The 13,357-nt window shown below is 39.2% G+C and carries 11 protein-coding genes; all 11 read right to left on the bottom strand.

The window, feature by feature from the left end:
- Nucleotides 1–554: 554 nt before the first annotated feature.
- On the bottom strand, nt 555–1,298 hold the full coding sequence (locus IPU53_RS20110; RefSeq protein ID WP_207452782.1) for a glycerophosphodiester phosphodiesterase: 744 nt from the start codon (nt 1,296–1,298) through the stop codon (nt 555–557).
- Between the two features lie 43 nt (nt 1,299–1,341).
- Nucleotides 1,342–2,130, bottom strand: coding sequence for a sporulation transcription factor Spo0A (gene spo0A, locus IPU53_RS20105; protein ID WP_207452781.1), 789 nt, complete (start codon nt 2,128–2,130; stop codon nt 1,342–1,344).
- 552 nt (nt 2,131–2,682) lie between these two features.
- Nucleotides 2,683–3,966 carry a SpoIVB peptidase gene (gene spoIVB, locus IPU53_RS20100; protein WP_207452780.1) on the bottom strand — a complete coding sequence of 428 codons (1,284 nt, stop codon included), beginning with the start codon at nt 3,964–3,966 and terminating at the stop codon, nt 2,683–2,685.
- Nucleotides 3,967–4,074: 108 nt separating this feature from the next.
- Nucleotides 4,075–5,769, bottom strand: a complete 1,695-nt coding sequence (recN, locus tag IPU53_RS20095) for a DNA repair protein RecN (RefSeq protein ID WP_207452779.1) — start codon at nt 5,767–5,769, stop codon at nt 4,075–4,077.
- A 353-nt stretch (nt 5,770–6,122) separates the two neighbouring features.
- Nucleotides 6,123–6,572 (bottom strand): transcriptional regulator AhrC/ArgR, encoded by a 450-nt coding sequence (gene ahrC / locus IPU53_RS20090; protein ID WP_207452778.1) that lies wholly within the window; start codon nt 6,570–6,572, stop codon nt 6,123–6,125.
- Nucleotides 6,573–6,682: 110 nt separating this feature from the next.
- Nucleotides 6,683–7,516, bottom strand: coding sequence for a TlyA family RNA methyltransferase (locus IPU53_RS20085; RefSeq protein ID WP_207452777.1), 834 nt, complete (start codon nt 7,514–7,516; stop codon nt 6,683–6,685).
- Between the two features lie 6 nt (nt 7,517–7,522).
- On the bottom strand, nt 7,523–9,415 hold the full coding sequence (gene dxs, locus IPU53_RS20080; protein ID WP_207452776.1) for a 1-deoxy-D-xylulose-5-phosphate synthase: 1,893 nt from the start codon (nt 9,413–9,415) through the stop codon (nt 7,523–7,525).
- A gap of 16 nt (nt 9,416–9,431) precedes the next feature.
- On the bottom strand, nt 9,432–10,040 hold the full coding sequence (locus IPU53_RS20075) for a hypothetical protein (protein WP_207452789.1): 609 nt from the start codon (nt 10,038–10,040) through the stop codon (nt 9,432–9,434).
- Between the two features lie 746 nt (nt 10,041–10,786).
- Nucleotides 10,787–11,671: a polyprenyl synthetase family protein gene (locus tag IPU53_RS20070; RefSeq protein WP_396019965.1), complete on the bottom strand. Its 885-nt coding sequence runs from the start codon at nt 11,669–11,671 to the stop codon at nt 10,787–10,789.
- Nucleotides 11,668–11,898: an exodeoxyribonuclease VII small subunit gene (xseB, locus tag IPU53_RS20065; RefSeq protein WP_207452775.1), complete on the bottom strand. Its 231-nt coding sequence runs from the start codon at nt 11,896–11,898 to the stop codon at nt 11,668–11,670. Before xseB ends, IPU53_RS20070 begins: the two co-directional genes overlap by 4 nt.
- Nucleotides 11,876–13,246 (bottom strand): exodeoxyribonuclease VII large subunit, encoded by a 1,371-nt coding sequence (gene xseA, locus IPU53_RS20060; protein WP_207452774.1) that lies wholly within the window; start codon nt 13,244–13,246, stop codon nt 11,876–11,878. Before xseA ends, xseB begins: the two co-directional genes overlap by 23 nt.
- Nucleotides 13,247–13,357 lie beyond the last annotated feature (111 nt).

Here is a 13,357-nt window from a genome sequence, read left to right as displayed (position 1 = left end):
ATAGTTTCCTTAACGATTAAAAAACGCAAACTGAAAGGTAGTAATTCAGTTGCGTCTTTTTTGTGGCTTGGGAAATTATAAAATTGTCACCTGTGTATAACTTGCTTACCTCGCAGTTGGTGTCTAACTCCAGCGCCCAGCGACTAGCAAACTTTCAACTTCTGTTTGCGTAATCCAACATCGGCTCATACTTCGCCGTACTGTCTAGCTACAGACGGCAGATGCGAGTCCATCGGTGTTTCGACAGGACGGCGAGCCTTTAACCGATGTTCCGCAAAATAACCCTGAATTGTAGAAGGGGAAATTCACCCTTCTTCGTTTCAGGAACATTTGCTTGTCGCTCCTAATCAGCCGCCTTTCGCATTTCATGTATCCTTTATCTCAGGCCAACAGGATGTTGGTCAGAACGGCGTTGCGACGTATAGGAGGTTACTAGTGCGGTCGAAGCGACAGGACGTCGCGTTTGAGTCTGCTGCCAGGATGGCACGTTTTTAGCCGTTCATCCTTATTAAAAAAGTTTGTACGTCGCTAAACGGGCGCTTGCGCTTTTGTTTTTACCTATTTTTACGTCCTAACACTTTTTTAAAATTTACCGCTTTTTCAGGATAATCGGTAATGATCGCCGAACATCTTAATTGGAAGAGTCTTTTCATGTCCCTACGTTTATTAATCGTATAAGGCCGTACATCAATGCCAAATTCCAAGGTTGTTTTGATGATATCATCTGTCAGTATTTTTAATTTTGGGTGAATCCCACTTGCCTGTAATGTTGCGGCATATTCCCATGGTTTATATACATGATGATTATACAATGGGGCAGTTTCAACTGCCGGGCAAATTCCTTTCATTTTCTGAAGGGAAGAATGATTAAATGACGAAATGATGATCCGCTTCTCATAAGAATATTTATTAATTAAAGCTGCAACCTTTTCTTCAAGCTCCATGTAAGGTATGATGTTGTTTTTCAATTCTACATTGCAAAGGCATTCATTTTCTTGCATCCAATCAAATACTTCTGTGAGGGTTGGAATTTTACACGCCTTTTTAAAATAATGCTTAAAGTGATGATTTGCTTTTAAACTTTGCAATGAAGATCTTGTAAAACCTTTAACAAGCCCACTACCATTCGTTGTTCGATCAACAGTGGTATCGTGAATCACCACAATTTCTCCATCTGAGGTTAATTGGACATCCAGTTCTATCCCATCTGCACCGGCCCGTTCTGCCGCAATAAACGCCTCCATCGTATTTTCTGGCTTGGTTCCCGAAGCACCTCGATGTGCTAATACTATGGTCATTTTTTCACCACCGTTGTCTGATCCAATCTGCTATGAATCCAAATTATGATGCCTTATGCTCAAGTCTTAGCTTGTCTGCGACCATCGCTATAAATTCTGAGTTAGTTGGTTTTGCTTTTGACATACTAACTGTATAACCGAATAACGAGGAAATAGAATCGACATTTCCTCTGCTCCATGCTACTTCAATGGCATGTCTGATCGCTCGTTCAACTCTGCTAGCCGTTGTATTAAATTTCTTAGCAATATCTGGGTATAAAACCTTTGTGATGGAACCAAGCAATTCAATATCATTATAAACCATCGTTATAGCCTCTCTTAAGTATAGATATCCTTTTATATGAGCTGGAACCCCAATTTCATGGATCACAGACGTGATACTTGCTTCAAGATTCTTTTCCGATTTCGGTTCATGGGAATGACTTTTCACTTGATTTGTGCTCCTCTTTAATCCACTTGCTTTTCCACTGACCTGCCGGATATGTGTCACCAAATGCTCCATATCAAAAGGTTTTAAAATGAAATAAGAAGCTCCTAATTCAACAGCTTTTGTTGTAACATCTTCTTGTCCAAAGGCTGTTAACATGATGACATTTGGGATCCGCTTATTAAGCTCTCGCAATTTACCTAATACCCCTAATCCATCTAAATGGGGCATAATAATATCTAAAACCAGAACATCTGGTTCAACATCGTCTAATAGCTCCAAACACTCTTGTCCATTATGAGCCGTTCCAACCACTTCGATATCTTCCTGTGCAGAAAGATACTCATCTAATAAACCTACTAGTTCTCGATTATCATCCACAAGACATACTTTAATTTTCTTCAAATTTTTTCCTCCTCAACCCGTCGATTCCTTATTTTGACACTAATAGATAAATACGCCAAAGAAATTAAAAATCCTTTAAATTTATCGTTTTTTTTATAAAAACTTACTCATACTCTGTTTTACTCTTGTTTTCGCCCTTATTCGACTTTATTTTTTCATTTTGTCGAATTTTCTTTATCATCCAGAACAAAAGCGCAAGCGCCTTAGCGACGTACATAGTAAGGATGAACAGCTAAAAACGCGACATCCTGTCGCTTCGTCTGCACTAGTACATCCTGTACGTCGCAACGCTGTTCTGACCTACATCCTGTAGCCCTGAGATAAAGGATACATGAAATGCGAAAGACGGCTGATTAGGAGCGACAAGCAAATGTTCCTGAACCTAGGTACGGGCTTTTTTCCTTCATAGGTTCAGGGTTATTAAGCAGAACATCGGCTAAAGGCAGACATCCTATGAGCTTCTCCGGGCTAGGCGTTGGAGCTGGATGTCGCCCCAAAGAATTTTTAATTTCCCAAAGCATAAAAAAAGCAAGGGAACGCAGTTGCGGTCCCTTAGCTAGCTTTATCAGTCTGATCTTCATATATATCAATACCTGCTTCGTTTAACATCCATTCAACATGAACGCCATAGCCCGATGTTGGATCATTTACAAAAACATGAGTGACAGCTCCAACCATCTTCCCGTCTTGTACGATGGGACTCCCGCTCATTCCCTGTACAATCCCCCCTGTTTTCTTTAATAATTCAGGATCGACGACCTTTAATACCATCCCTTTTGTCGCAGGGTATTTTTGCGGAATCGTACTGACGATTTCAATATCAAACGGTTCGACCTTATCTCCATCTGTCACTGTTAAAATTTGAGCCGGTCCTTCTTGTACTTGATTCGCTAATGCAATGGGAAGAGGCTTATCCATAATGCCATTGGTAATCGGCTTCTTTAATTTTCCAAAGATTCCAAATGGGCTATTGGTTGTGATGTCACCAATCACTTCCCGATTCGCGGAAAATCTCGCTAATTTCTCTCCTGGTGCACCGTTTTTCCCCTTCTCAATGGCTGTAACAGTTGATTTTACAATTTGCCCATGATCCACCACAATTGGTTTTTTCGTGTCCATATCTGAAATAACATGTCCTAAGGCACCATATTTTTTCGAATTTGGTTCATAAAACGTCATTGTCCCAATTCCTGCTGCCGAATCACGTATATACAAGCCTAATTTAAAGGATTTTTCTTTATCATCTTTTACAGGCTGCAAAGTCGCATTTAATTTCTCTTTCCCTCTTTGTAAAGAAATATCCAATTCCTTTTGATTATTTCCAGCTTCATCTACAAATGGTGCCACATCAGCCATACTATTGATTTTTTTTCCATTTATCTTTGTAATAATATCTCCAAGCTGGATTCCGGCTTCTTCGCCTGGGGATACCTTTCTACCATCTGCTAATACTAAATGGTGCCCTACAACTAAGACGCCAAGGGTATTTAGCTTCACTCCCACTGATTGTCCGCCAGGATATACTTTCATATCCTTTAAAACATTCACATCGACCTTTTTCACCGGAAGACCGGCAAATTCTAAAACAAATTCATCCGTCCCAGGACTTTTTCCTTCTAAAGAAATGGCCTGCTGACTTTCTTCTACATCGACCTTCTCTGAAGATGATGTAGAAACTGTCATTGCATTAGCTTTCATTATTGATTGCTCTTGGCCTTCAAATAAGGTAACGCTCCCTGGTATCTGAATGAATTGTTGAACAGGTTTACTAAAACTTAACATTAAAAGTGAAACAAGGAGAATTCCACCTATCGCTTTTCTTATCCAATCATGCATGTACTTTTCACTCTCCTCGCTTTCTAGCCCACATCTTTAATTTAGCCCGGTTGTGCTTTATTTATAAGTGGAAGAAAGTAAAAAAGCTGTCCAATATAGGATAGCTTTTCAAGTATTTTTTAAAGTACCAGCGATTTCTAGTAATTCCTTTGCATGTTCCTTGGTTAATTCAGTCATTTCGGCTCCGGAAATCATTCTGGCAATTTCATTTATTTTTTGCTTTTTTTGTAAAATGGTCAATTGAGTCTTCGTTCTACCAGATTCTTCTTTTTTGGAAATTAGAAAATGAATATCAGACATCGCAGCGACTTGTGGCAAATGGGTAATACAAAATACTTGGGATTGGTAAGAGATTTTCGATATTTTTTCGGCTATTGCTTGAGCAACCCTGCCACTCACGCCTGTATCTACTTCATCAAAAATAATCGAGGTGATGCCTTGATGCTTGGAAAAAATTGTTTTTAGCGCTAACATAATCCTTGATAATTCTCCTCCAGAAGCCGTTTTAGATAATGGTTTTAAAGGTTCGCCAGGATTTGTGGAAATATAAAACACGACTTCATCTAGGCCATCTTTTCTAAATTCCAAATGATCTTTTTTATCCGATACAAAGACCGGTTTAAAAACCGCCTTATCCATATAAAGTTCTTTTAATTCGCGATGAATAGAGGTGGACAATGCTTCTGCACTCTGCTTTCTTAATTTACCTAAATATTTCCCTTCAACAGCCAAGTCCTTTTTAATGGAATCCAATTTTTCCTCTAGCTGGTCAATCCGCGCTTCTCGATTTGTTAAAGTTTCCATTTCTTCTTCAATTCTAGCGCCATATTCAAGAATTTCTTCAATCGTTTCCCCATATTTTCTTTTCAGTTGGTTCATCTCATGGATTCGACTTTCAATTTCGTTTAATCGTTCTGGGTCAAATTCCATATTCTCCAAACCTTCTCTTATTCGTGTTGAAACATCCTCTAATAAATAATAACTATTTGCAGTGGTTTCATAAGCATCGGAATATTGTTCATCTAGCTCAGCAGCACTTTCTAAATGACCCATAGCATGTCCAATATAATCTAGTCCACTTTTCTCTCCTTGCAGTCCTTCATAGCTAGCCTTTAATGAGGCATAAATCTTCTCAAAATTCGCTAATTGCTTTCTTTCTGCAAGCAATTGCTCATCTTCATTCAGTTTTAGATCAGCCTTTTGGATGTCTTGAGCTTGAAATTGTAAAAGATCTAATCTCTGAGCGATCTGTTGCTCATTTAATTTAAGATCATTTATTTGTTTAAGTGTTTTGATATAAGTTGAATAAATATCTCTGTAATTCATTAACGCGTTTGCAATTTTTTCACCACCAAATTGATCAAGCAAAGCAAGGTGGCGTGATTCATCCATTAATTCTTGGTGCTCATGCTGACCATGAATATCAATAAGAGTCCGTCCCATTTCACGTAAAATAGAAATCGTCACCAATTTTCCATTTATCCGACAGACACTCTTCCCATTATTAGAGATTTCTCGACGTAAAATTAGCATACCCTCTTCTATCTCAATGCCAAATTCACGCGAGCGCGAGTAACACGGATGATTTGGCGCTAAATCAAATAAGCCTTCAATCTCGGCCTTTTTTTCTCCATGACGAACAAACTCAGATGAACCTCGCCCCCCCATTAGCAGATGTAAGGCATCAATAATGATTGACTTCCCTGCACCTGTTTCTCCTGTCAAAACTGTTAGACCTTTTTCAAAAGAGACATGTATTTCATCAATAATTGCAAAATTTTTAATTGATAATTCCTGTAACACAATCAATTCCCCTTTTCTAAGAAAAGCGCAAGTGTTTAGTGTAAGAAGAAAGGCTCGACATCTGCATTTTAGTACGTCCGTATATCGCAACGCCTTTCTGATTAACATCCTGTTGCCCTCCGACAAATGTTCTGAGAGAAGAAAAGTCCGGCTGATTTTAATTAGCTCAGGTTATTAAGCGGAACATCGGTTAAAGGTACGACAACCTATCGGAAGACCCAAACGCGACGCCCTGTCGCTTCATCGGCACTTGTATCCTGTACGTCGCAACGACGATGAACTCACATCCTGGAAGCTTCTTGGAGCTAGTTTCAGCAGTAGCCGAATTTATCCTTTCCTAAATTTAACACATTTCAGAGCATATCAATAAATTTCTGATTCACTGATGTGGCATCTTCCGAAGTTCTACAAATAATTAAACATGTGTCATCTCCACAAATACTGCCCATTATCTCATCCCAATCTAACTGATCAATCAATGCTCCCACTGCTTGAGCGTTTCCTGGTAAAGTTTTCATAACAATTAAATTTTGTGAGTAATCAATCCCTACGAACGAGTCAGTCAAGGATCGTTTTAATTTTTGTAAAGGGTTAAAACGTTGATCTGCTGGTAGGCTATATTTATAACGACCATCCGCTAAGGGAACCTTTACAAGATGCAATTCTTTAATATCACGAGAGACAGTAGCTTGCGTGACATTAAATCCTGCATTTTCCAATTCTTCAACAAGATCATCCTGTGTTTCAATTTCCTTCGTCCCAATTAATTCACGTATTTTTATATGTCGCTGTCCTTTTGTCATTCTTTTACCGCCTTCAAATTTATATAATGTGGATCTGTATAATTATACTGTATTATACAACAAAAGACGGAACAAGCAAAAGAGGGGTATCCAATTGGACATCCCTCCTCTTACTTTTTAAATTGATTATGAGCTTGTTCTACAATCTCTACCGTGGAATGGGCAGAAAAGTCCTCCCCTGTTGGGTTATGCTCATCTAAACCAAGCCATGAGAGGTGGATAAGAAATTCAATATTTCCTTCTCCTCCTGTAATCGGAGAAAACGATACGTTCTGTATATCATATCCCTGCTGTAAGGAGAATTGTTTAATTTTATCCACGACTTTTACATGAATGCTTTTTTCTCTTACAATACCTTTCTTCCCTACTTCTTCTCTTCCTGCCTCAAATTGGGGTTTTATTAAAGCTACGACATTGCTTTCGGGTGATAACAACCCTTTTAATACAGGTAAAATTAAAGTTAAAGAAATAAAGGAAACATCAATTGTTGCGAAACCAGGCATTCCACCATCTAAATCTTCGGGCTTTACGTAACGAAAATTGGTTCTTTCCATCACCACAACACGCGGATCATTTCTTAATTTCCAAGCAAGTTGGTTATAGCCGACATCAAGGGCATACACCATTTTCGCACCATTTTGTAAGGCACAATCAGTAAAGCCGCCCGTTGACGCACCAATATCCAACATTACTTTATCTTGGACTGTTATTTGGAACTCCGTCAACGCTTTTTCTAATTTTAAGCCACCGCGACTAACATATGGCAAAGGATTCCCTTTGACCTGAATGGGAATATCAGTCGCTATTCTTTCTCCTGGCTTATCTAAGCGAGTTTCATTTGAAAAGACAATCCCCGCCATAATCGCTCGTTTGGCTTTTTCACGTGTTTCCACCAGACCTCTTTCAACAAGTAAGATATCTAACCTTTGTTTTTGTATCTTCATACTTGGTTACGCCCTTTTTTTCTTAGCAGGGAGCATAGAATTTATCTTGTTCATAACCTGATCTGTAGTCAATCCAATCTCATTCCACAATTCTTTGACACTCCCATGCTCAATAAAGCGGTCAGGGATCCCCATTCGCTCAATCGTTGTACTACTATACCCATGATCATGAGCAAATTCTAGAACGGCACTGCCAAACCCACCTTCAAGTACGGCTTCTTCCACCGTCAAAATAGGACCACTTGTACTCAAAATACTTTCAAGCATCTTTTCGTCTAGCGGTTTAATAAAGCGAGCATTTATTACTTGCACAGAAATCCCTTGTTTTTCGAATTGATAAGCTGCTTCCATTGACATTGGGATTGTTGTGCCAAAAGTTAAAATCGTCGCTGTGGTCCCCTCTTTCAACACTTCCCAACTTCCGATTGGAATTGTTTTATATGTCTCATCCATTGGGACGCCACACCCGTTTCCTCGAGGAAATCTCATAGCAATGGGACCATCATCATATTGATTTGCTGTGTACACCATATGCTGTCCTTCATTCTCATCTTTCGGCATCATAATGACCATATTAGGTAATGAGCGTAGAAAAGCAATATCAAATACACCTTGATGAGTCTCCCCATCTGCTCCTACTAAACCAGCCCGATCTATTCCGATAAAAACATTCAAATTTTGCCGGCAGATATCATGAAGCACTTGGTCATATGCTCTTTGCAAAAAGGTTGAATAAATAGCAAGGAAAGGTTTCATTCCTTGTGTTGCCAATCCAGCAGCCATTGTCGCTGCATGTTGCTCAGCAATGCCAACATCAAACATTCGATCAGGAAATTCCTCTGCGAATTTTTCAAGCTTAGAACCTACTGGCATTGCAGGTGTTACGGCTACAATTCTTTGATCCTCACGAGCAAGTTTACGCACGGTTTCACTTACTAATGCACTCCAAGCTGGAGCCGTGTTAACCGGCTTAATAAGATCCCCTGTTTCCGTTTTATATGGGCCAGTACCATGCCATGTTCCAACTTTATCATCTTCCGCTGGGCTAAATCCTTTTCCTTTTTTTGTAATAACATGAAGCAGAACAGGACCGTCCGTTTTTTTTGCATATTGAATATTTTCCAACAGTTCATCTAGATTGTGGCCATCAATAGGTCCTAAATAAGTGAAACCTAATTCTTCAAAAAAGATACCGGAAACGAGTAGATATTTCAAGCTGTCTTTCACACGTTCTGCAGTAGAAGCAAGCTTACCACCCACAGCTGGGATCTTTTTCAATAAATATTCTAGTTCATCTTTTACCCACTGATATTTTCCCGCAGTTCTTAATTTTCCGAGCACATTATTTAAGGCCCCTACATTCGGTGCAATCGACATCTCATTATCATTTAGAATAACCGTCATATTCGTTTGGCTATCACCAATATGATTTAGAGCCTCTAACGCCATTCCACCGGTCAATGCTCCGTCCCCTATTACTGGGATCACATATGAGTTTTCTTTTTTGACATCACGTGCTATAGCCATTCCCATGGCAGCAGATAATGAAGTAGAGCTATGCCCTGTTTCCCAAACATCATGCATACTTTCTGACATTTTTGGAAAACCGCATAAACCCTTGTGCTGCCGTAAAGTGTCAAATTGGTTCGCACGACCGGTTAAAATCTTATGCACATAAGATTGATGCCCAACATCCCAAATAATTTTATCTTTTGGGCTTTCAAAACATTTATGAAGGGCTAAAGTTAACTCAACAACACCCAAATTAGGACCAATATGCCCGCCTGTCCAAGATAATTTCTCTATTAAGAATTCTCGGATCTCTTCACTTAACTGTTCGAGTTCCTCCTTATTCATCGTTTTTAAAAAAGAAGGGTCTTTAATTGATAAAAGATCCAAATTGGATCACTCACTTTCATTTCTTTGATTTGGATTTAGTGTTCTTTTTCTTGTGATCTTTTATAATCGTAATGTGGGTTTTTTCCTCAAGAAATTGCAATACCTTACCAACCTGAAAAATAATATTTCTTGAATAGGTAATAGCAATTGTTTTTCCAAGAGCCTTCCCACCTACAGTAATGGCAGCTATAAGACTAGTTAAACCTACATTCAAACTATAATCAAGCGCCGAATTATTAGCAATATTATTGCTTTGTGCCAATTGGATGATAACTAATGTTGCCGCTGTACCACTAATAATTCCAGAAATGTCTCCAATGACATCATTACAGAAACTAGCAAAACGGTCCGCATTTCGAATAATACGAATAGAATGCTTGGCTCCATAAATTTTTTCCGCTGCCATGGAGTGAAAAGGAGTTTCATTTGCAGCTGTAGCTGCAATTCCTATCATATCAAATAATATCCCAATCAGGACAATAAAAAGCACAATCATTAAGCCAAAAGTCCATGATACCCCGTGTAAAGCTCCGTTGGAAGCGATTGAAAAAATAGCCGCTAACACAAATGTGATAACGGCTATGGTGATACTCCATTTCATTGATTTATGTACAATTTCTTTCATAATCATTAAATTCCATCTTTCCATTAGTGTGCCGGATGGTCATAATAAGAGTAAAAATTACGGCTTAGGTCCAGTAGGTTTTCCCAAGCAAATACCGAATGTCACCATTTCGGCGGTTTCCCTTTAAATTCGCTTTGACAAAGTCACCTTATGTCAGACTGGATTACCACTTAGTCCGCACTATAATCCCCTTATTATGTCTAAGAACAGTCTAGGAGATTTCCTCAACAACCCTGAACCTAGTTCCTAGCCTCTTTTGCAAAGTAGATTTCATATGGACGGAAGAAATAAGCACGATGGCCAACCGTATCCTATTCCTTATAACCATAATCCCCTCTAACTTCACTCAAGGCAGGCTACGCTGCTAGTGATACCCTTTTGTCACATTGCAGGTCTATACTTCACTATTCATGCAGTGCTTTTTGCCAGCTGAATAAATGAAGCCTCCGCGGTAAAGGGTCTACGCCCACATGCCTTTGTGGATCGCCCTTGTACCTTTACTCCCAGCTCCGACCCAAGGCTGGGCTCCTCAAGCCGAAACAAGGAACTTCATCGATATGCCCTTTAGTGAATTTTTAGGCCCACCTTCAGAACCGGTAGATTGACTAGAATACTGCACCATCCAGCAGTGTAGCAAAATTATATCATATATTTCATTTTTCATCAATAAGTGGGGAGGTTGTAAAACCTGATATTTATTTCGCTCATATTCCACTAAACAATGCTTTTGAACATGAATTTATACTTTAATTTTGCCGATCTGCGATCAAATCCGTTAGATAATACAGCAACTCCGTATTTTGTTTTGTAAGATGTAAAGCGGTTTTAGCCTGTTTCGTATGATAAGCTAGCTGCTCTTTTGCTCCCTCGAGCGTGAGTAACGCGGGATACGTACTCTTCGATTTCCCATCATCGCTACCAATGGGCTTACCAATCAGCTTTTCATCTCCAATCACATCTAAGATGTCATCACTAATTTGAAAGGCTAATCCTATATGTTGGGAAAATTCCTCAAATAAATTTAACTCTTCACTATTCGCACCAGCAATTTTAGCACCTGCTAAAACACTAAATGATAGTAGCTTTCCCGTTTTGTGTTGATGAATGTATTCAAGCTCCTTCATCGTTAATTCTTGATTTTCTGCTTCGATATCTGCGACCTGCCCTCCGACCATTCCAACTGGTCCAGCGTTTTTGGCTAATAATTGGACCAACCAAACTTTGTCAGCGTTACTTAATTGATCATCATTCGAAATAAGCTCAAAGCTATACGTTAATAGTCCATCCCCGGCCAAAATAGCAAGTGCTTCTCCATATACTTTATGGTTTGTCGCCCTTCCCCGTCTTAAATCATCATCATCCATGCTAGGCAAATCATCATGAATAAGGGAATAAGTGTGGATCATTTCTAATGCACAAGCTGTTGACATTCCTGCTTGTGGATCCTTTCCATACGCATGTATGGCAGCGAATAACAGAAGCGGGCGAATTCTTTTGCCGCCAGCCGTTAAAGAATACTTCATCGCTTCCTGTAGCGATTGTGGTGCTTGCAAGGCTTCAATCGCATTAATAAGATTCGTTTCAAGTTGACGTTTATAATGGTTGAGGTATTCCTCCTGATTCACGCTCACTCTTGCTCCTCCTCTTGGAGATGAAAAGCCTCCTCTCCTTGATCTGTTAAGACTTTTGTTAATTGCTCTTCTGCATTCTTTAGGCGGTCATGACAAAATTTAGAATACTCCATGCCTTTTTGATAGATGGTCAAGGCCTCTTCTAGTGGGATATCACCTGATTCTAAGCGCCCAACAATTTTTTCAAGCTCATTTATCGCTTGTTCAAATGTCATTTTTTCTTTCATTTCTTTCACCTTTCTCCGCATAATCGACCGTGCAATAATAGTGTCCATCCATCACTCTAACAATTATTTTTTCACCGGTCCTTGCAGCTTCCGTACTTTTAATTAACTCGCCTTTTTCATTATACGTAACACTAAAGCCTCTCTGTAAAATATTCAAAGGACTTAGAGCATCTAATTTAGAAACTTTGTTCAAAAAATCGTGATTCTTCTTGTCAAAAACATACTGAATCTGCCTATTTAACCGCTCGTGAAGATAACGTAATTTTTCCTTATGTAATTCGATCTTTGTAGCAGGATGACGTGTCGCCAAAGCTTGATCTAACTTGCGGAAGCATTCCATCTTCTGATGTAATAAACGTTCTTGCGCTGCGTGCAACCTTTCACTCCAACGATCCACAGTCTCCCATTTTTGCTCATAAATTTTATGAGGGTGGCGATAAATATACGATTGGCGCAAATAGTTTAATTGAGTTTGCTTTAGACGAATCGTTTCAACCATTCCTCGATTCAATCGTTTTTGCAAATTTAATAAGCGTTCCATTAATTCCTCTACATGAGGAACAACCAGCTCGGCCGCGCCGGTAGGGGTAGGTGCTCGTAAGTCTGCAACAAAATCTGTAATCGTGAAATCTGTCTCATGACCAATCGCCGAAATAATTGGAATCGTAGATTGAAAAACAGCCCTTACAACGGCTTCTTCATTAAATGCCCACAGATCTTCGATTGACCCCCCCCCTCTTCCTACGATAAGCACATCAATATCCTGACGATTGTTAGCAAGCTGAACCGCTTCAACGATTGATTTTCCTGCTTGCGTTCCTTGCACAAGAACAGGAAGTAAGAGGATTTCGCCCATAGGATAACGTCTTTTGATGGTTGTTATAATATCTCGGACAGCTGCGCCAGTAGGAGAAGTAATGATCCCGATCTTTTGCGGATAAACTGGAATCGACTTTTTATGAGAAGCCTGGAACAGGCCCTCCTTTTCTAACTTTTCTTTCAATTGCTCATAAGCAAGAAATAGCTCTCCAATCCCGTCTGGCAACATCTCTTGCACATAAATTTGGTATTGACCCGATTGTTCATATACCGAAATATTTCCTTTTATTAACACATGCAGGCCGTTTTCTGGATTAAATTTCATTTTTGCAGCCGACCTCGAGAACATAACAGCCATAATTCTTGCTTGATCATCTTTTAACGTAAAATATAAATGGCCACTCGTATGTTTTTTAAAATTCGAAATTTCACCTTTTACAAAAATATTCATTAAATGAGGGTCTGCATCAAATTTTCTTTTTATGTACTTGGTTAAGGCCTGGACAGATAAGTATGATGGATTCTTCATTTCTTCACCTTCTAATTAGTAAAAACGCAAGGACCTACTTTGAGGTCTAAATAACAATGGTTTTCTTTCACAGAAAAAGCTGCATTCCAATAATCTGGATGACAGCTTTTT

The sequence above is a fragment of the Bacillus sp. SD088 genome, assembly GCF_017355205.1.
Lineage (GTDB): Bacteria > Bacillota > Bacilli > Bacillales > Bacillaceae_C > Lederbergia.
Note: the sequence above shows the minus strand (reverse complement) of the source record. Positions and strands in the feature narration are given on the sequence as shown.